Genomic DNA, 19,969 nt, shown 5'->3' on the forward strand with positions numbered 1-19,969 from the left:
TATATTTATGATTGTAGCATTTCCTTCAACGATGCGGGATATCTAGAATTTCTTGCTGAGTGAGGCGGACGAGCCCGGAATAAGATCTTTTCTGCGATATACGCTAAGCAGCAGCCCTAGCGCGCCGTATTCGATCAGCAGATGGCTTCCGCCATAACTGATAAATGGCAGCGGCAAGTCGATGATGAGAGCGTGTCCGCTTAATTTGAGCACCCCGTACACAAGCTGAAAGGCAAGAATCAGCGCAACGCCAGCAATTAAGGTTTTACCGTAGAGGTCATGCACGGAGAACCAAGCTTGTATCGTTCGTATAACAAACCAAAGAATAAGCCCCGCAAGGAAGAAGCCTGCTGCCCAGCCAAAGGTGTAAATCAAATACGGAAAAATCATATCGGAATAAAGGTAAGGCAGCTGTTCATTGGCCGCTCCAAAGCCGTGACCCCACCATCCAGCGGAAGCGATAGCCTCGATCAGCTTGATCTGGGTATATCCTGCGCCGTCGGCGAACATTGTCGGATTTAGCGCAGCGGAGATCCTATCGAAATAATAATCCGTATTAAATGCAGCCAGTAAACCCGCCGCGGTCGCTAACGCAGCCAAGAGAACAACTCTTAACCATTTGCCGGATAACCAGGCGAACAGAATAAGGGACACTCCTGCAAAAAGAAGCATCTCTGGCAGGACAGGCCCCTGCAAATAAATCAGACAAGGTACTCCAATCAGCGGAATCGCCCGCCACCCATTGATTGGGAGCTTTCCGCCTGTCTTTTGAATTCCGCTGCCCACCCAGATACCTGCCAGAGCGATGATGAGCAGATAAGGATTCCAGCCCATCACATCGATAGCGAAATGTAAGGGGAGAACTAACCATCGGTTAATCCCGTTTACCATATTCCCGCTGAATTGGACAGCCAGCATACCCGCCAATGTCAGGAAGTAAAGCGGCCAAGACAGGCTTCTCAGCTTACGATAGTCCACTAGTGACAGGATCAACATCAGGATCACCGCCATGCATACATATCCAAGATGCTTTTCCCCAAACTGGGGAAGGGCCGTATTCATTTGGGTACCCGCGTATGAGGAACCGCTCAAAGAGAACATCCCAATAATTCCGCTGCCCGCAAACAACAGAGCTCCCGCCAGCAATCCCCAATTGATTCTCGGTCTATGTATACGATTAAGGCTCTTTCCAACGGTTTCGGGATCGCCCATCTGCTGCATCGCCCACTGGACGGCTTCCTCACGTTCCCAGCCTTGACTCTCCCTTTCATTCGCCAGGTCAATCAGATGGCTCCCAAGTTCCCTCCGCAGTTCCAGGTGTATGGCTCGCGCTCTTACCTGTGCGCACACTCGTTTAAGATAAGGACTCATCTCATTATAATCCTTCATTCATACTCCTCCTTCCCCAATCACGGAATCGACGGCATTACGGAACAAGGCCCACTCTGTTTTCTTCTGGTTTAATATCCTGCTTCCTTTGTCCGTTATCCGGTAATACTTCCGGTTCCGGCCGTTTACGGCTTCCCAATAGGCTTCGACCCAGCCTTCGGCTTCCATGCTGTGCAGAATGGGATAGAGCGTTCCTTCCTTGAGGGAAAATACCCCTTCGGATCGGCGTTCCAGTTCCCTAAGCATCTCATAGCCATACAGCGGCCGACGGCTCAGCAGCGTAAGCAGCATAGTGCCGGTGCTGCCTTTCATGAGTTCCTTGTTCAGTTTAATCGCCCTCTCCTCCTTTCATCATCAAATGGACAACTTTACCAATCATTATACCTATTATTACTATGCATAGCAATACTATGTATTATACCAAGAATTGAATAGGGTTTAGCGCGATGTTTCAGAATGTTATTTTTAATTAATCAGATTAATGAAATTCCTCATTTCCCGTCAATTATCGACACTCTAACCCCTTTTCTATCTGACGAATGCCAGATTAATTAATGAGATTAATCTTATTTATTAATGTCATTAATCAACTTCCTCAATCCTATTCCTCGCAGCCCATACGCCGGGCCTAACCCCTTTCTCCCTCGCGTATTATCACCACTGTCCTGCTTCAATCACAATAGCCTAACAAAGAATAGATGGCATTCACGATAAGCTGAGTACAGCCTTCTTAATATTCAACCCTTTGCATTTTATCTATTAAAATTGAATATAATTCCATTGACATATTGAAGAATCCTCATACAATAAAAGCTATTCCTATTTATCCGATTGGTTTATCGGAATAAATAAATCATAAAATTTAGGAGGTATACGATGAATCAAAAAACACTAGTCATTACGCTTGGGGCGCTGGCCGTCGCCATTAATGTGGTTGCAGGCACAGTCGTAAGCAATCTGAAAATTCCTTTCCTGTTTCTGGACACAGTAGGCACCATCTTCATCGCAGCTGTATTCGGACCTCTCTGGGGCGCTTTGGTCGGCCTCCTGACGAATCTGGTGCTCGGTGTTACATCCGGTTACACCGCCATTCCCTTCGCCCTTGTTAATGTGATCGTCGGTTTGGTCGTCGGTTATTCGGCCCGTAAGAACGGTTACCGCTTCTCTTCCGCTCTAATCTCCGGCATTGTGCTTGGTATCCTGTGCCCGATCGTCGGCACCATTATTGCGGTCGGCTTGTTCGGCGGCTTTACCGGAGGCGTTCAAGACGTGGCTGTACTCTGGCTGAAGCAGGCCGGGACGAGCCTATTTGCCGCTGCATTCCTTCCCCGCCTTGGAGAAAATCTTATTGACAAAATCCTGTCGGCCCTTCTGGTCTACTATATTGTGAAAAACTTGCCGCAATCCTTAATAAACCATCGCAGCTACAAGAAACGGAATACCCATGTTGCGTAGCAAACGATTAATTGTTGCCTCCCATTGCGTCATTAACCAAAATGCCGTTGTGAAAGGCGAAGCTCGTAGTCCCGGCATAATGAAAGCGGCAGTCGATTGGACCTACGAGCAGGGATATGGCATCTTTCAGCTGCCTTGTCCCGAATTCACCTTTCTCGGTCCGGAGCGGCCTCCGATGACCGTGGAAGAATACGATACCCCGGAGTTTCACGCCCACAACCGCCGAATTTTACAGCCAGCAGTTGAGCAGCTGAAAGTGTATCAGGATCATGGTTACACTATCGTCGGAGGCCTCGGCATTTCCGGCAGCCCCTCCTGCGATCCCGGAAAAGGCGTGTTCATGCGTGACTTTCTGGAGCTCGCGGCGGAAACCGGCGTAAACATCGATTTTTTCTGGCAAATTCCTAATACGGCGGACGGAATCTTTGATCCGGATCATGATAACAGCGTATTCGGTCCGGTCGCAGCAGGACAGCGGGAACCTCTACATAAGAACTCCGCTGGCATAAAGGGAAAACAAGGCGGCAATCAGACATGATCGACATTCGAGGCGTTACTTTTTATTATTATGAGCCAGCCGAATCTGAAGCAGACGCCAGCCATAGACCGGCATTATCCAACATCTCCCTTGCTATTGAGCCCGGGGAATTTGTAGCTTTCCTGGGACGCAACGGGTCCGGTAAATCGTCGTTGTCCCGTCTGCTTAACGGTATTGAGCTTCCAACCCAGGGAACCGTTCTTGCCCTAGGCCGCATGACTACAAACCGGAACGATCTTCAGAACATTCGCCGGGCCGTGCAAATTGTATTCCAGAATCCCGAGAATCAGCAGGTTGGAATTACCGTGGGTGAAGATATTGCGTTCGGTCTGTCCAATATCGGCTGGCCGCAGGAGGATATCGCCCGGCGGATCGCCTGGGCCATAGAGCTAGTGGGACTGGATGCCGATGAAGACCGTCCCGTAACCCATCTGTCGGGAGGAGAAAAGCAGAAGCTGGCCCTGGCTGCGGTTCTGGCGCTCTCCCCCCGCTGTCTCATTCTCGATGAGGCCACTTCCATGCTTGATCCCGTGGCACGGCGTCAGTTCTTCGAGACGCTGAACAAGGTCCGGAAGGAATATCCTGTAACCTTAATTTACATTACTCATCATCTAGAAGAAGTGATGGAAGCGGATCGCTGGTTTCTTTTTCAAGACGGTAAGATCGCGGCTGCCGGGACTCCGGCCCAACTGGAACTGGATTCTGCTCTCCTCAAAAAATGCGGTTTGGAGCTGCCGTATTACAGGCAATTGGCGATAAAGCTTCGGGGTTACGGCATTCCCGCATCCGCGAAGCTGAACGGGGAAGAATTGCGAGGTTTATTATGCAAATCCGATTAAACAATGTTAGTTTCACCTATGTGAAGGGGCGCAGAAACAAGACCCCTATCGGTCCATGGGTACTTCAAGATCTTAGCCTGACTGTGGAAAGCGGAGAAATGCTGGCCATTGCCGGAAAGTCCGGATCGGGCAAATCAACGTTCCTGCAGCTGCTGAAAGGCTTTATCGCCCCTTCGGCTGGAGCGATTCTGCTTGACGGCACCGATCCTCATCTCAATCGTCGGCCGGAGCTGTTCGACCGGATCGGCTTTATTTTTCAATACCCGGAGCATCAGTTGTTCGCGGCTACAGTCTTTGATGATATTGCGTTCGGGCTGCGTCACCGAAAGCTTCCTCCTGAAGTTCAGGTGGAAAAAGTACGCAAAGCTATGGCAGCGGTTGAACTGGATTACGAAGCATTCAAGGACCGTAGTCCTTTCGAGCTCAGCGGCGGTGAGAAACGGCGAGTGGCAATAGCTGGAGTCGTTGTGCTAGAGCCGGAAGTGCTGATTCTGGATGAGCCGACAGCCGGTCTGGATTTGCAGTCGCGGTCGTCCCTCTTTAGCCTCCTGCATTCGCTGAACAGGGACGAGGGCATTACTGTCATATGGGTCAGCCACCAACTGGAGGAAATCCTGGACCACGCCTCCCGCCTGCTGACGCTAAAAGAAGGAGCCTTCCTTGCCGACGGCCCACCTTCCCGGCTGCTGTCTGACTCACAGGTATTAAACGCCTTCGGATGGGAAGAACCTCCGATTCTGACTGTCTCGCGTCTACTTCGTGAGATCGGCGCAGTTCACGAGGGGACACTCCTCTCACCATCTCAAGCGGCCGAAGCCGTGAGCGGCTTCCTGAAGAGCCGCGAAAATTTGTCGTATAGAAATTGAGGGAATCCTTCATGTCCGTTAATGGCTTCTTGTTGTATCAGAAGAAAAATTCCTGGCTGGAGCGCTGGGACCCGCGTATGAAAATCGTAGCCGTTTTATTATTCGGAGCCGCCCTGCTGCTGACGCATCATATCGCGCTGAAAACAGCCCAACTGGCGCTGCTGATCGCAATGTGGGGCATTGCACGGCTGTCGTGGAAGGTGCTGGCCGTCACGCTGCTCTCTTTGTCGATATTTTTTCTCTCGACGATGATTTACCAGGCTGTACTCACTCCGGGTCCGGGTGACATTATGATAGAGTGGGGCTGGCTGCGCTATTCCTCTGAAGGAGCGCTGAGAGGAGTGATGATGTGCGAGCAGATTGCCGGCATTGTTCTTCTGCTGTCGCTGCTCGTTCGGACGACCTCTCCTATTACATTGGCGGAAGGCTTGGAAATTCTGCTAAAGCCGCTGAAAAAATGGCGCGTGCCGGTTCATGAAGCCGTCATGATGTTCTCCATCGCGCTGCGGTTTCTTCCGATTCTCATTGAGGAGTTTGATAAAATCCGCAAAGCGCAGCTTGCCCGGGGAGGCGGCTTTCATCGCGGCGGAATCGCCTCCCGCTTCGGCGGGGTCCTCCCGATGCTGATGCCGCTGTTCGTGATGTCCATTCTGCGCGCCAAGGATCTGGCGGTAGCGATGGAATCCCGCTGCTATCAAGGCGATGAGGGAAGAACACCGATCCGTATTTACCGGTTCAGGTTCAGTGACTATGCGGTACTTGTCTTTGCCATATGCAACTTGCTGCTTGTATTTATGGCATAACTGGAAGAAGCTCCCGGCATTCGCCGGAAGCTTCTTCCAGTAACAGGCAGCGGTGTTCAAGACCCCGCTCCTTTATATTTCCGCACTCCCCGGCTCCAGACGAACAAGCCAAGGCTGACGAAGATTGCCCCCATGACCGGGGTCAGCAGCGCCATCCGGGTCATCTCTTCACGCTGGAGGAACAATCCCGCCGGATAGACGCCGACAAAGGCGAACGGCAGAATCCAGGTCAGCAGCACCTGAATCGCCCGGTTGTAAATCGTCACCGGATAGCGGCCGTAAGACTGGATATTGTACATCAGCGGAATGATGCCGGTAGGCGCGTCCGAGAAGAAAGACAGCGCCGTCAGCGTTGTATAGATTCCCATATAAATGGCCGTAGCGCTGATGGTCAGCACAATTAACGCCGGAATCGTCCACCACTCGAACGGCAGCCCCAGATTCATGCCGCTGACCGCCATAATAAGCAGTCCGATCAGCGAGCCGATTAACGAGGGAGGGTCCACATTTTCCAGAAAAATCTGAAACAGATTATGGGCGGGACGCGTCAAAATGCGATCCATTTCCCCTTTAACGATATAGCGCTCGCTGAAATTCCACATATTTACAAAACAAGCAAACACGCCCCAAGGCACCATAAAGAAGCCGTAAACAAAGACTACCTCGTTCTGGCTCCAGCCGGCAAGGCTGGTCGTATGCATAAAGATAACGAATATAAAGATCAGATTCGTGACCTGGAACAGAAGATCCGAGAGAACCTCTACCCAAAAATCCGCGCGGTACGTAAGCCGGGTCTTCATGTAATTTTTCAAATATTCGGACAGCAGTCCCAAATGATACATCACTTCCTCAGCCTCCCTGCACGAACAGACGCTGCCGCGCCGCGCGGTATAACCAGAACAGCGGAATCAGCAGAATCACAAACCAAATGATTTGAATGCCAAACACGTTCCAAATCCCTACGCCCTGCACCCGCCCGGTAAAGACAGAGCCCGGCAGATAGGTAATCGCCTGAAACGGCAGCAGCTTTAAGATGGAGGACAGCCAGCCCGGAAACAGACTGATTGGAATGATCAGGCCGGAGAACAGATCGACAACGACGCGCTTCATCCGCATCAGTCCCTCGTTATTCTCCACGAAAAAGGCCAGCAGCCCCGTAATGATGTTAATCTGCGAATTGATCAGGAAGCTGAAGAACAGCATGACCAAAAAGCCGGCCCACGCCGCCGGATCATGCGGAAGCTGCACCGGGAACAGCAGCATGGCAAGAGCCATGCCGGGGATCATGAAGAGCAGGAAACGGAACATTCCTTCTCCAAAACCCTGCATCATTTTGGCAAATACATAGTTATACGGCCTGATAAACTGGATCGCAATGCTTCCGTCACGGATATCCGTCGAGATTTCCCTATCGAGATTATTGAAGTAGAACGCCCTGGCCATCCATGATACGGCCACATAAGTCGTCATCTGCGCTGCCGTAAAGCCGCCCAGCGACTCTCCCTGCCCGTATATCGCTTTCCAGGTAAAATAATTGACGCCGATATTGAGGGAGTAGATTAAGATTCCCGTATAATAATTCAGCCGGTACGCCAGCATGGTCAAAAAGCGGATGCGGATGAAATCGAAGTATGCCTCAAGCAGCAGTCTGCGCTGCCCGCGTTCAGCCCCCTCGTCCCCCCGGTATCCGCCTCCCGGCGAAGCCGCCGCAACGGATGTACGATTAGACATGTCCGGCTCCTTCCCCAGATAGCGCCAGCTTCGCCTCTTCCGTCTTATTCGCCGATCCGGATTGATAAATACTACGGACGATCTCATCCGTGTTAGTCTCGATAATCTTAATGTCGGTGATATCGGCTTGTCCAACCACCCGCCCAAGCACATCCGACACGTTCAGCTCCAGCGGAATCCACACCGTAGCGGCCAGGTTGTTCTCGGCTGTCCATTTGACGGGCATCCCTGAGGTCAGCTGTTCCAGACGGTCAAGCTTCGTGGCGATTCCGAACTGGAAGGCCACCTCGCGGCCGGTGCCCCAGCGCTCCTTCAGTTCATCCAGCCCGCCGTCATAAATAATCCTTCCGTCATCGAGCATGATGACCCGCGAACAGAGCGCCTCAATGTCCTGCAAGTCATGGGTTGTAAGCAGAATGGTCGTGCCATGCTCACGGTTCATATCCTTGAGAAAAGACCGGATTTCCGACTTGACGACAATATCAAGCCCAATCGTCGGCTCGTCAAGGAATACGATGGACGGATTATGCAGCAGGGCCGCTACCAGTTCGCAGCGCATCCGCTGCCCAAGACTGAGCTTGCGGACAGGACGGTTCAGCAGCTCCTGAAGCTCAAGTCTCTCTACAAGCTCGTCCAATCTTTTCTTATAATCAGCCTCTCCGACACGGTACACCTTGCGAAGCAGCTCGAACGATTCGATCACGCCGATATCCCACCAGAGCTGGCTGCGCTGGCCGAACACGACGCCAATGTTGCGAACAAATTTCTCCCGCTCTTCATACGGCACATAGCCGCCGACAGTCAGCCGCCCGGAAGTCGGGACGAGAATACCGGTCAGCATTTTGATCGTGGTCGATTTCCCCGCTCCGTTCTCGCCGATATATCCGCAAATTTCACCCTCCGGGATTTGAAACGAGATATCCTTGACTGCGGTCACTTCGCTGTATTCCCGCTTAAACAAATCAACGAAGGCCCCTTTGAGGCCTCCGCGGTTTTTTTGCACTTTAAAAGTTTTTCGCAAATCCTGCACATCAATCGCTGCCATATTATACCTCGCTAAACATTTAAGTTTACTCAAGAGCATTATAAAGGAACGGGCTGAAAAGCACCACCCTTTACGCCGTTTTCCTTGTTACCTCGCCATAATTCCCGGCAGTGTTTCCCCGTCCTGCGCTCCGAGATGGCCAGACCGGGTTACTTTCGTACGCAAATACTTCTCATTGAAGACGGAGACATCGCCCCATAGCGGCACACGCTTCACCGCATTCATACCGGCAGCTTTCAGCGCCAGCAGCTTCTTCGGATTGTTCGTGATCAGTGTGACCGGCTTGCTGCGAAGGCGCTGAAGCACACTGATGGCGTCCGCATAGCTTCTGGAATCATCCTCAAAGCCCATCTCCAAGTTCGCTTCCACGGTATCGTAGCCTTCTTCCTGCAGAAGGTAAGCCATAGCCTTGCTGAACAGCCCGATGCCTCGTCCCTCATGATTGGCCAGATAAAATAGAGCGCCGGAGCCGTTCTCCACGATCATCTTCATCGATTGGTGAAGCTGGAAGCCGCAGTCGCAGCGTTTGCTGCCAAAAATATCGCCCGTATGGCAGATGCTGTGCATCCGAATCAGCGCCGTATCGTCATTTTCAAAATCCCCGTACACCAGGACGCTGGACTGCTGGCTGTCGGCGAGCTTCATTCCGGCCAGGCGGCCGATCAGCTTCTCCGTCATCTCTTCCCCCATGAGCTCGGTCCGTTCTTCATCGGTAACATGGAGCCAGCTGTACCACTTAAACGTAACGGTTTCCCCATTTAAATTAACCGGCAGCGTGATCGGCCCAACCAGAATATTGGCGGAGTCGCTTCGTTCAATGATTTGAATTTTATTTTTCAGTATGGAAACAACCTCGGGCTTGATCATGAGCGCACCATCCTTAATTTCGTATTTCATCCCAATCGCCGTTCACAGCAGAGTAGTCGGGTTAATAAATGTTAAGTAACTATTTGTAAGTAAGTTTATCATTGTAATATATATTCGTCAAGTTATAATATATAAATAAATATTTATAATTACTATTTGTAAGTTTATGTTATAATGAATGTGAGGTGATGCAATTGAAGGATTTTGTTATGTGTCCCCGCTTTGAAAAAGCGGTCGATCTGCTCAGCAAGCGTTGGGTCGCACTAATCGTATTTGTATTGATCTCCGGTCCGCGCCGGTTTGGTGAAATTGAAAGCTGCCTGTCCAATCTCAGCGGTAAGGTGCTCTCCGACCGGTTGAAGGAAATGGAGAACGCGGGCATTATCCAAAGGACGGTATACCCCGACATTCCGGTACGGATCGAGTATTCGCTGACTGCGAAAGGCAAGGCATTGGCACCTATTTTAAAAGAGATCGGCAGTTGGTCCACGGAATGGGTCGAGCTTGAGTCCACCATGTGAACTGCCCGACTTCTAAGCGCTTTATCCGTTCCCTTTCAGGGAAATGAATAAGGCGCTTTTTTCATGCAAAATCATTCCATCTACGCAAAAATACAGCCCTTTCTTGCTCGAAAGGACTGTCGAAGTATTCGGATTAATGACATGTAAATGGTAGGAATATACATAAGTATGACATATTATAGATTAAATTTATGGCGATACCCCTGCTATTCCATTGAAAAAGCAAAAAAAATATAGTATTTTTAAAGAGTCAATAACACTATTTTAATAGAGAGGCGGAATTATTATGGAAAGCATGTGTATGGAAATGATGATGACGATGTGTATGGAAGACATGATGGCCAAGATGAACAGCATGAAAATGTGCATGGAAAAAATGTCTGGTATGGATATGGAGTCCATGGACATGGAAATGATGATGAAGAAAATGCAAGACTGTGATGAAATGATGACAATGTGCATGACGATGATGCGTGAATGCATGCCAATGTCCAAGTAATTGTTCAAAATTAAATCCGGTCTTGGCAGAGCAGACAACTGCATGCCATTTTTTATGCCCTTTTTAGGCTTTATCTATGGTTTAGTGACGCAAATGGATGTACTTGTCCTGAAGTTCTTTTGCCAAAGAGATTCTCTCCAGCTTCAGCTCCCAGACCCGCTCTCTCCAGGCTCTTGCCTGATTATCGTCCCCGCCGGTCCGCAGCTTGTCGAACAATTCCAGCAAATTCGCGTTAATATTGTCAAAACGGGTCCACATCTCTCTAACCCTCTGTTCACGGATTTCCGCTTCTGTCATGCTCTTGTAATTCTTCAAGGAAGTCAGCAAATCGGCCTGCCACTGGGCATCGCCTAATTGCTTAGCATAATTATACAGGTCCAGATAATCATCGACAGACATTTCTATCTCTCCTCGCTTTCTTTATACCAAGTATTATACTCGGTATTATAGAAATTGCAATACCCTTTTTCTAACAAAAAGATAAACCGCCCTCATGTAGAGGACGGCGGAGACGGTTTAACTTCATCTTTTTAACGTAAAATCTAATCAATTGCCCTCAAGTTATCTATACTCGACATTCGATTTACTTTTCTTAAAGGCAACGAGGTAGAGACTAAGCAGATGGCAATAGCACCAATAAAGGACCAAACGATTTCAACCAACGGCAACCGCCAAGAAGCCAAATCGCCATTTATTGAGTGTAAGAAGTATGAGATTCCACTGCCGGCGACTACTCCGATTAGTGCCGCCACCAATCCATATAGCAATCCTTCCCATATAATCATACTGAACAATTGCCTTTTCTCCATTCCAATCGCCTGCATGGTTCCAAATTCCACGGTACGGGTATGAATATTGGTGTAATTTGTATTAAAAATATTCAATGCTCCGATGAGTCCGACAAAACCGATAAATTCCCAGGCAAGGATATTCATTTGACGTTTGGTATTTGCAACCTGAACCTGAGCCTCTTCATGGGAAACCAATGTAGAGGATGGGACTTTATCTTTGATCGTACCTAGTACGGTCTCAATCGAATGACGATCTGCTTGAGGATCGACAAAAAGTTGAACCGCTTGAACATCGGATCGGCCGTAAAGCTCCCGGTAAACAGCCGAAGGCATGATAACATCATATCCTAACAAATCATAAGTTCTCTGATAAGCATGCTGTGCTGCCACTCCAACTACCGTCACTTCTTTTCCATGTACGGATATTTTATCACCCACTTTAAGTGATGGTAGTTGCATTTCTTCGATACTACTAATAGGATTAATCGCAATAACCCCTGTTCCCTGTTTTAATGCTGCTTCATCAAATGGACCTTGCAACGTGAATTCCTTTAATTTACTCAGCATTGACAGATTGTAACCAAATACTTCATTCGTCGATAATACCGGTGCCCCTTTTATCTGCACATCGCCTTTTTCGGCTCTCTGGTACTGCGCTGTTCGCACCTCCTTGATCCCAGAAAGATCCTCAATAGACGTGATATCTTGTTCAGAGAATCCTGCTTGTTTATTATCCTGATTAACAAACAGGTCGTAATCTCCCTCAAGCAGCTGATCGGCCTTAGCAGTGCCGCTTAGCGACATGGAAAAAGAATGGATGGATACAAAAACGACAATACCCATAAATAAAGACAGCATGGTTGTAAAGGTCCGGCCCGGATTTCGCTTAAGATTCAGCCGTGCCATATAGCTGACGAAATGGCGAATTCGTGCAACATTATGGGCAGTTCTCTTGCGGCGAACAGGAATTGAAACGGCGGCACGACCGGTTATGGCTACCGTAGGCGACACACGGGAAGCCCTGCGTGACGGAACGAGTACGGAGAGCAATGTGGCTGTCAGACTGATACAGCCAGCTAGTACAAACGGCCAATAGGAAAGGGAATGATAATTTCTTATCACCTCTTGGGCTTCTTTGGCGGAGGAAACCCCCAGCATATCCGGATTAAACAAACCGGCAATCATTTGCGATAGCCACTCGGCAAACCCGGCGCCTGCAAGCATTCCGAGCGGAATAGCAATGATACACAGAAGAAACGCTTCTCCTAGTACAAGGGAACGTATTTGCCTCGGTTCGGCTCCAATCGCCCGCAGCATGCCAAACTGGGGAATTCGGCGTAACATGGAAATGTGAAATACATTATAGATGACCAGACATGCGGCCAGCAGCACTAATCCGCCGGTCAATATCCAGCCAAGGCTGGAATCGCGGATCGAACCACCATTATAGCCTTGCGCAGCCATCAACATGTCATTGTAAAGAATTTGGTTCTTACTAATTTCATACTTTCGGGCAATGTCCGAAATGACTTGTTCGGGATTATGGCCATCGGCAACTCTGATAAATATGGAATATTTTTGATAGTCTGCCGGCAACAATTTCACTGCCGCATCCGGACTAGCGAGTCCTAAACCAATATTACTTGCATTTGTACCTATAGAATTCTTCAAAATTCCCGAGAGCGTAAACGTAATTGTCTGTCTCAACTCCGGGCCAGGGGTACCTTTGATGGAGCTGATATCTAGCGTTATCTTCTGCCCAATCTCTCCGGTAATTCCCATCTGCTTAAGAACGGCCTGCTCAAGCGCAATTTCATTCTCTTTTGTCGGGAACCTCCCTTCTAGCAGCTGCACATTTTGCATACTACGAACTTCGGAATCAAAACCTTCAATGGTTACATTTATTCCCCCGCCAGGAAGCTTGAACGCTCCTAAAGTAAGACTTAAACCAGCATTGTTGACTAGTGGCTCATGCCGTATTTGTTCGGCGGTCGAACGACCCAGATTAGTAATCACTGCATGATCGTGTCCTCCTACTTCTTGAGCTTGCTGAATCATAGCGTCCTTCATAAGGGAGTAAGACAAACCCAACGCCGTAAGAAGTGTAGTTGCCAGAATTATACTTACACCCGCCAGAATAGCCATCATCTTTTGCCGGGACAAGCTTTTCGTAACAAATTGCAGGTAAGAGTTCATTGTCTTGCCCCTTCCATAATGCGGCCGTCCACTATATTTAATACAGATGAAGCGCGCTCAGCTACCTTGGGGTCATGTGTGATTACGATTAGCGTCTTGCCGAATTCCCGCACCGATTCAATCAGCAGATCAAGTACTTCTTCTCCGGTACGGGTATCCAGATTACCTGTGGGCTCATCCGCAAAGACAATCTTCGGTTTCCCGGAAAGTGCACGGGCAATTGCAACCCGCTGCTGCTGCCCCCCTGATAACTGCCCCGGCAGATGGTGCAATCGTTCTTCAATGCCCAGTTTACGTGAAAGGTCGCGCAGGTATGACATATCCGGCTTTTTCCCATCCAGCAACAAGGGCATAGTAATATTCTCTTCGGCTGTTAAGATCGGAATCAAATTAAACGACTGAAAGATAAATCCAAAGTTTCTTCTGCGAAAAATCGACCGTTCCCTCTCATTCATTGCATATAAATCTTGTCCCTCAATAGTTACCTTGCCGGAACTAGGAGTGTCCAAGCCCCCAAGCAACTGTAAAAGAGTGCTTTTCCCGCTCCCGCTCGGTCCCACAATAGCTAAAAATTCATTCTCGTTAATCGTAAGATCAAGCGGATATAGAGCCTGCACCGTCGTTTCATCCTGACCATATTTCTTGGCCAATTGCTTCGTTTCGATTAATGGCATCTCAATAGCACTCCTTTTTACTTTATAGGGAAAATTATACACTTAAACATCAAAGAAGTTCAACTTTCACTCAAGCTCAGGGTTTGATGAATTTGCTTCATCTCAACATTTGTACTGTATAAGTTATAATAATATTCTCCTGAATGCAGTAATTCGGCATGTGTACCACACTCTATTACCCGGCCTTCTCTCATAACAAAAATCTGATCCGCATTCTCCACGGTGGATAGACGGTGAGCGATGATAATTACGGTTTTATTCGAAAGAAATAATCTTAAATTCTCATTGATTAAGGATTCTGTGATGTTATCCAAAGCAGAAGTGGCTTCATCTAAAATAAGGATAGGTGAATCTTGAAGAATAGCCCGGGCAAGCGCGATCCTTTGTTTCTGTCCCCCTGATAGTTTTACTCCGCGATCACCTATTACCGTATGAAAACCGTCGGGTAAGAGATTAATATAATCATATATATCAGCAGCCTTCGCAGCCTGTATTAACTGTTGTTCCGTAACCCCAGTCTTATCCAGGAGAATATTGTTATAGATTGTATCATTAAATAGAAACACATCTTGCGAAACTACCGTTATTGATTTTCTTAGATAAGCTAAATTGAATTCTTTAATGTTGACACCATCCAACAATATTTCTCCTTCATCTGTTTCCCAGAACCTCATTAACAAATTAATCAGGGTGCTTTTTCCTGAACCGCTTTCTCCGACAAGCGCATTTATACTGCCTTTGCCGCATACTAAATTTAACCCGTTAAGTACGGACTTATTTCCATCATAGGAGAAGCTGACATCTCTAAATTCAATATCACCCTTGATATCGGCGCTATAGCCTCTATTATCTTGAGAAATATCAATCGGTTCATCCAATAAATTAAATATCCGGTCAACTGAAACTACCGATTGTTGATATTTCATATTGATTTGCACCATTTGTATAATAGGACCTAATAATTTTTGGGAATACTGTAGAAAAGCAATTAGCCCACCGATTGTAAGTGCTCCATCAATAACTTTAAATCCTCCATAACCCAAAATAAGGACAGTAGTAAGAGAACTGATAAGACTTGTTACGACCATATTCGCAGAAAATAAAACCTCAAGTTTAGTGCCCTTTCTAAGTATATTTTTTCCGGTTTGGATAAAACGAGTTAAAAAGTATTTACGCCCTTTTAGAATTGCAATGGGGATTATGGAAGGAATTAATTCCTGAATATGAACAATAAACTGCCCAAAGAGATCACGGTATTCATTGTTCATGCTCACGATCTTCTTGTTAAACCAGTGCTGTGAAACAAACAGAATGGGTTGAAGTAAGATTGTAAACAGCAAGAGATCCGGTTGCATATATAATAAATAGATAAAAACTCCGATAGCCGTACAAATTTCAGAAACTGTCGAAAAAATCATGGAGGTAGATAAATTTTCAACCATCGAAGTATCGTTGTTAATAACAGCAATGATCTCACCGGCTTTAGCGTTCGCATGAAATTTCCCAGTGAGCTTTTGTAAATGTTTCACAATCTTCAACCGTAAATCGAAGACAATCTTCTTGCCAATAATCGAATAGGTATAATCAGACATTAGCTTGCATCCGCCTTGCACAATACTGATTGATAAATATAGGATAATATATTGAACCAATTGATCCACATTGTGTTCTTGAATAGCTGAATCTATAATTCTCATTGTTAAAAAGGGCAAAACAAGCAAAGAAACTGAATTCCCAATCATAAACAAAGAGGCAATAAAATGAAGTCTTTTATAACTGAAAATAACTTTAAGCAGTCTCAACATGTTAGTTCTGCTGGAATTTCTATTCATTTTCATTCAACTCCCATAAACAAAGTCTAGTAGAGAGTAAATGGATTGAAAATTGTAATAGGTCATTTCTTCATAACAAAGATGAACACCAAATTGTGCTTCAATTTCTTTTAAAATCAATAGACATTTCTGCGGTGTTAATTCAAAGTCAGGATGAAACAATTTATATTGATACAAAAGTGGCTTTAACTCTTCGCTTAACTCCAACGTCTCTGCTAAAATGTTTTTCATTCTTTCGGTTACATTATCTGGATATGTAAAATGAGGCGAGATTAGATCTCTTTCTTTAAAGTCCATGAGATTCTTGTCACTCTCTTCTTCCCAAGCTGATCTCATAGCCGATCCTTCAAGCCGATTAAACAATTGATCATTCTGGAGATATGGTTCGAGAGCAAGCTTCTTTAGTACTACTCCGCTAAATACTGCAGTAGCTTTACTATTCCCGCCAAACATCTCCCACTTTCCATTTAACCCTTGTACAAGAATGGGGGTTGCGTTAGCAATACAGTTAATCCTATATTTGAAATTCAACCAATAATCATCAGGAGCTTCAAAGGCTGCGCCTCTTACACCGATTACCGTATCGAAATCGGCAGGAAAGCTGGACATTCTCCTATTCTGCAAAGAACAAATCAATATTTTCCCCTGATCCTGGAGTAGTTTACATATTTCGCGGAGTTCATCCACATATTTTATATTTGTGGTTGCGATACTCAAATTAATCACTCGCACATTTTGAGTTAACAAGTGCCGTAATGCTTTGATCAATATTTTTGAATGGGTCGCTGCATTCTCATTTAAAATCTTCACAACATAGATCTTAGCATCAGGCACTATGCGTTTAATTACAGATGCACATAAAGTGCCATGTCCGTTCCTATCCGTATAACATTCATCCGACTCACTATCGGTGTTAAAGTTTATTCCCCCAATAATATTAGAAGCAAAAGCTTCATTAGACGTGCAAATTCCGCTATCTACTATAGCTACAACTGAATTGGTTTTATTACTAAATTTACTATTATTCATATCTACACCTGATTTTTAAATTTTTAGAAAAATACCGGCTTTCGCAAGCCGGTATTTTGAATATATATGGAGAGTTAAAGACCAAATATTTTATAAACTTATAAATTTAAATAATTTTTTACCAAGCAGGTGTGAGATAAGCATCAATTACAGCAGTACAACCGGCGGTAAGACTGCCATATCCATAATATCTTACACAATCATTACCGCAACCTTGTCCATTTACGTCCAATTCTTCCGTCTTATCCGTGATTTTTTCGATTTTCAACATTCATACCACTCCTCAATTTTAGATTTACTTTCCTTTAATAAATTCAATAAATTTTTACCAAAAATTTGTCACATAAGCATCGTAATAAGCTTGACAACCTCCGGATGAACTGCTATAACCGGAATAATGTAAACAATCGTCAAGGCAACCTTGTCCATTTACATCCAATTCTTCCGTCTTATCTGTGATTTTTTCGATCTTCAACATTGTTATCACCTCCTTTTTTTGATTTAGTTTTGGTCTTCAATATTTGGTCTTCACTCTAACCACCTAATTTACAGTTGAATAGTAGCAGCGATTAATTTTATGCTGTACATTTTCTATCACACATAGTACAGCAGAAGGTACGAAGTAATCTCCAGTCAGCTGCTTATTAATAGCTTTACATCGTCCTCCCATACACCCTTTATAGTGAGTACAACCAGAGCAAACTTCATTGTCTATGCTGGAAGGAACATGAAATTCTCTTAGCTTTCCATCATCTATGCCCAATCTCACATCGCCGATTATATAATCTGGCTGTCCTACGAGATAAGTACAGGGAAACAAGTTCCCGGAAGGATCAATGTTGATAGTCGTTTTTCCTCCATCGCACTCGCCCATTTCTTTACGCTGATATCCATCCACCATTCCAATAAGCACACTTTCATTTTTTTGTTTGGCTTTCCTATACAGCGCTGCTGTAAGATCTAACTGTTCATATAGGACCTGCATATGCTCCTTGTCCCAGTTTGAATCAAAATAGTCCGGAATAGGAACAATTGTGTTGAAACCCAATTCCATAACATGTTTTATATTCTCATACAATTTATTAACGGATTTAGAATTAAACGTCATCCTTGCTCGAAGATCGGGTCTTTTTTTAATAAATATTGGAATTACATCTATTATTTCACTGTAAGTTCCACGGCCACCTAACATCTTTCGATTTTCATCATGTGTTTCAGGAGTACCATCAATACTTACCGAAATTGAATAGTTGAAGTGTTCGCTTAGATAATCCATTTTTTCCTCATCCAGCAAAGTCGCGTTCGTAGTGGTGCCAAAACTAACTTTGCAATTGCTGTTCCTAAAATGATTCTTGAATTCCTCTGTAAACCAGCGAATGGTTTCAAATTCTAACAGCGGTTCTCCTCCATGATAATTAATTACTAAGTTGTTATCCGCATCCTGCAACCCAGAAAAATGATGGATTACATATTGAATCGTTTCTTCTGCAATTTGTTTATTCATCCGATGGTTAGCCTTATTATTACCTTCATAACAATAAGTACAAGCAAGATTACAACTGCTGGTAACCCAAATATTTGCAAGCAATTATACATTCACCTCTTCTATGTCCCAGATGATTCGATTAAGAAATTTCTTCTGAACCACACACCGCTCTTCGAACAACTCATCATTTGCTGCATACATTTCAGTCTCTTGAAGACAATGCCAGCAAAAAAGATTAACCGAACAGTCCTTGCACTTATGATAATAATCAGGCTGAAGATTGATTAATGACTGAAATCCTGTGTTTGTTTCTCTTGTTGCATCCTCATGCAAACGATTCAAATGATCTAATTCCTTAATTTGCGCAAGTTTATGTTCACTTGATATTAGAAGTCCACAAGGATAAATAGAACCGTCATAATCTACTAGCAATGTTTTTCCTCCAGCGCCACAGGTACACATTTTCAGTTGGTCAGCAATTTGTTTTACCTTTTCGTTGGAAAGTTGCCTTTCAATGGTTTTTTCTTTATGTACTGAGTTCTTAATGAGATTCTTCCCTCTTCCAATTGGATTAAATTGTCTAACTACCACTCGTGTACCCAGCTTTTTATTTAAATCCCTGAATTCTCCTTCTAAGTGCTTATTTTTATCTGTAATAACCATAGACAGTGATATCTTTTCTATACCTTGCTCTTGTAAAAGTGCAATGCTGTTCAATACTTTTCCATAAACACCACGTCCACGAAGCTGGGAGCATGACTCTTCATCTACTCCATCAAGACTTATATCAAAACTGCCCACGTATTTAACTAGATCCTCAACATTGTTCTGGTTTATGAAAGTAGCATTCGTAGCAAGATTGATTTTCCCTTTAAAGTTTTGTGATGTATATTTTAAAATTTCAAAAAAATCATCTCTTAACATTGGTTCGCCGCCAGAAAAAGTTATTACTTCCGGTTTTGAAGCAAGGATTTTATCTATGATCTGAATAACTTCTATTGTAGTGAGGGTTTCTTTAGGCGAAAGTGTAGAGGTGAATTCCGCATTGTAACAACAGTGGGCACAATGTAAGTTGCACTTATTTGTAAGGGCAAAATAAATATGACTAAACGATTGGTCTGCATTAGAAGATTCGTTATTTTCTTTAATAAGATCTATAGAATGTAGCTTTTCAAATAGCTCTCCAAAATATAGCTTATCTTCCTCATCCTCTAAACAATCTATAAGTTGAGCTGGACTTAAGGAATTCTCAATTCCCAGATTTAAGATGTTGAAACACTGTTCCGATATTTTTATCCATTCTCCGGTTTTGTTATTACCAAGTACTGTTCGATTTTCATTATGCATTACTTTACAGTGACGAGGCAAAGTATAGGGTTCAGTTAGCATTTCGAATCTCCTTTTTGAA

At 45.3% G+C, this 19,969-nt stretch carries 22 protein-coding genes; 7 read left to right on the plus strand and 15 right to left on the minus strand.

Features of this window, described 5'->3' with window-relative positions:
* Window positions 1-42: 42 nt before the first annotated feature.
* Both VK70_RS10505 and VK70_RS10510 read right to left on the minus strand, forming a co-directional pair.
* The gene (locus VK70_RS10505; RefSeq protein WP_025698050.1) at window positions 43-1,389 is read right to left on the minus strand and encodes an FtsW/RodA/SpoVE family cell cycle protein; all 1,347 of its coding nucleotides are present in this window, start codon (window positions 1,387-1,389) and stop codon (window positions 43-45) included.
* Window positions 1,390-1,701, minus strand: coding sequence for a PadR family transcriptional regulator (locus VK70_RS10510; protein ID WP_411431695.1), 312 nt, complete (start codon window positions 1,699-1,701; stop codon window positions 1,390-1,392).
* A 564-nt stretch (window positions 1,702-2,265) separates the two neighbouring features.
* On the opposite strand from VK70_RS10510, the gene VK70_RS10515 reads away from it, so the two are divergent.
* Genes VK70_RS10515 through VK70_RS10535 form a run of 5 tightly spaced genes read left to right on the plus strand, consistent with a single transcriptional unit; the run spans window position 2,266 to window position 5,890 of the window.
* Entirely contained in the window at window positions 2,266-2,844 is a 579-nt protein-coding gene (locus tag VK70_RS10515) for a CD3073 family putative ECF transporter S component (RefSeq protein ID WP_025698046.1), read from the plus strand.
* Complete coding sequence (locus VK70_RS10520) at window positions 2,834-3,382, plus strand: CD3072 family TudS-related putative desulfidase (RefSeq protein WP_046723253.1); 549 nt, start codon at window positions 2,834-2,836, stop codon at window positions 3,380-3,382. Before VK70_RS10515 ends, VK70_RS10520 begins: the two co-directional genes overlap by 11 nt.
* Window positions 3,379-4,221 carry an ATP-binding cassette domain-containing protein gene (locus tag VK70_RS10525; RefSeq protein WP_025698675.1) on the plus strand — a complete coding sequence of 281 codons (843 nt, stop codon included), beginning with the start codon at window positions 3,379-3,381 and terminating at the stop codon, window positions 4,219-4,221. Before VK70_RS10520 ends, VK70_RS10525 begins: the two co-directional genes overlap by 4 nt.
* Window positions 4,206-5,087: an ATP-binding cassette domain-containing protein gene (locus tag VK70_RS10530; RefSeq protein ID WP_025698673.1), complete on the plus strand. Its 882-nt coding sequence runs from the start codon at window positions 4,206-4,208 to the stop codon at window positions 5,085-5,087. The genes VK70_RS10525 and VK70_RS10530 overlap by 16 nt, the downstream gene beginning before the upstream one ends.
* Window positions 5,088-5,098: 11 nt before the next feature.
* A complete protein-coding gene (locus VK70_RS10535) occupies window positions 5,099-5,890 on the plus strand; it encodes an energy-coupling factor transporter transmembrane component T family protein (RefSeq protein WP_025698671.1) in 792 nt (263 codons plus the stop codon).
* 56 nt (window positions 5,891-5,946) lie between these two features.
* Here VK70_RS10535 and VK70_RS10540 read toward each other — a convergent pair whose 3' ends face one another.
* The 4 genes from VK70_RS10540 to VK70_RS10555 all read right to left on the minus strand — a co-directional run bounded on the left by VK70_RS10540 (window position 5,947) and on the right by VK70_RS10555 (window position 9,533).
* Window positions 5,947-6,732, minus strand: a complete 786-nt coding sequence (locus VK70_RS10540; protein ID WP_046723256.1) for an ABC transporter permease — start codon at window positions 6,730-6,732, stop codon at window positions 5,947-5,949.
* Between the two features lie 7 nt (window positions 6,733-6,739).
* Window positions 6,740-7,534, minus strand: coding sequence for an ABC transporter permease (locus VK70_RS10545; RefSeq protein ID WP_025698669.1), 795 nt, complete (start codon window positions 7,532-7,534; stop codon window positions 6,740-6,742).
* A 79-nt stretch (window positions 7,535-7,613) separates the two neighbouring features.
* Window positions 7,614-8,666, minus strand: coding sequence for an ABC transporter ATP-binding protein (locus VK70_RS10550; RefSeq protein WP_025698668.1), 1,053 nt, complete (start codon window positions 8,664-8,666; stop codon window positions 7,614-7,616).
* A gap of 87 nt (window positions 8,667-8,753) precedes the next feature.
* Entirely contained in the window at window positions 8,754-9,533 is a 780-nt protein-coding gene (locus VK70_RS10555) for a GTP cyclohydrolase II (protein WP_025698667.1), read from the minus strand.
* 188 nt (window positions 9,534-9,721) lie between these two features.
* Between VK70_RS10555 and VK70_RS10560 the strand changes: the two genes are divergently transcribed.
* Entirely contained in the window at window positions 9,722-10,054 is a 333-nt protein-coding gene (locus tag VK70_RS10560) for a winged helix-turn-helix transcriptional regulator (RefSeq protein ID WP_036642202.1), read from the plus strand.
* Window positions 10,055-10,340: 286 nt separating this feature from the next.
* Window positions 10,341-10,553 (plus strand): hypothetical protein, encoded by a 213-nt coding sequence (locus VK70_RS10565; protein WP_025698664.1) that lies wholly within the window; start codon window positions 10,341-10,343, stop codon window positions 10,551-10,553.
* 81 nt (window positions 10,554-10,634) lie between these two features.
* Here the strand turns inward: VK70_RS10565 and VK70_RS10570 are convergent, their stop codons facing one another.
* The 9 genes from VK70_RS10570 to VK70_RS10600 all read right to left on the minus strand — a co-directional run bounded on the left by VK70_RS10570 (window position 10,635) and on the right by VK70_RS10600 (window position 19,950).
* The gene (locus tag VK70_RS10570; RefSeq protein ID WP_025698662.1) at window positions 10,635-10,952 is read right to left on the minus strand and encodes a hypothetical protein; all 318 of its coding nucleotides are present in this window, start codon (window positions 10,950-10,952) and stop codon (window positions 10,635-10,637) included.
* Window positions 10,953-11,095: 143 nt separating this feature from the next.
* Entirely contained in the window at window positions 11,096-13,540 is a 2,445-nt protein-coding gene (locus tag VK70_RS10575) for an FtsX-like permease family protein (RefSeq protein WP_025698660.1), read from the minus strand.
* Window positions 13,537-14,214: an ABC transporter ATP-binding protein gene (locus VK70_RS10580; RefSeq protein ID WP_025698658.1), complete on the minus strand. Its 678-nt coding sequence runs from the start codon at window positions 14,212-14,214 to the stop codon at window positions 13,537-13,539. The genes VK70_RS10575 and VK70_RS10580 overlap by 4 nt, the downstream gene beginning before the upstream one ends.
* 59 nt (window positions 14,215-14,273) lie before the next feature.
* Complete coding sequence (locus VK70_RS10585; protein WP_051505179.1) at window positions 14,274-16,046, minus strand: ABC transporter ATP-binding protein; 1,773 nt, start codon at window positions 16,044-16,046, stop codon at window positions 14,274-14,276.
* Between the two features lie 6 nt (window positions 16,047-16,052).
* On the minus strand, window positions 16,053-17,075 hold the full coding sequence (locus VK70_RS10590; RefSeq protein WP_025698654.1) for a S8 family serine peptidase: 1,023 nt from the start codon (window positions 17,073-17,075) through the stop codon (window positions 16,053-16,055).
* A 118-nt stretch (window positions 17,076-17,193) separates the two neighbouring features.
* Complete coding sequence (locus VK70_RS28300; RefSeq protein ID WP_155986964.1) at window positions 17,194-17,346, minus strand: hypothetical protein; 153 nt, start codon at window positions 17,344-17,346, stop codon at window positions 17,194-17,196.
* Window positions 17,347-17,400: 54 nt separating this feature from the next.
* Complete coding sequence (locus tag VK70_RS28305) at window positions 17,401-17,553, minus strand: hypothetical protein (protein WP_155986963.1); 153 nt, start codon at window positions 17,551-17,553, stop codon at window positions 17,401-17,403.
* 63 nt (window positions 17,554-17,616) lie between these two features.
* On the minus strand, window positions 17,617-18,663 hold the full coding sequence (locus VK70_RS10595; RefSeq protein WP_025698652.1) for a radical SAM/SPASM domain-containing protein: 1,047 nt from the start codon (window positions 18,661-18,663) through the stop codon (window positions 17,617-17,619).
* Window positions 18,664-19,950 (minus strand): radical SAM/SPASM domain-containing protein, encoded by a 1,287-nt coding sequence (locus tag VK70_RS10600; RefSeq protein ID WP_025698650.1) that lies wholly within the window; start codon window positions 19,948-19,950, stop codon window positions 18,664-18,666.
* Window positions 19,951-19,969: the final 19 nt, after the last annotated feature.

The sequence above is a fragment of the Paenibacillus durus ATCC 35681 genome (genome assembly GCF_000993825.1).
Classification (GTDB): Bacteria; Bacillota; Bacilli; order Paenibacillales; family Paenibacillaceae; genus Paenibacillus_AQ; species Paenibacillus_AQ durus_B.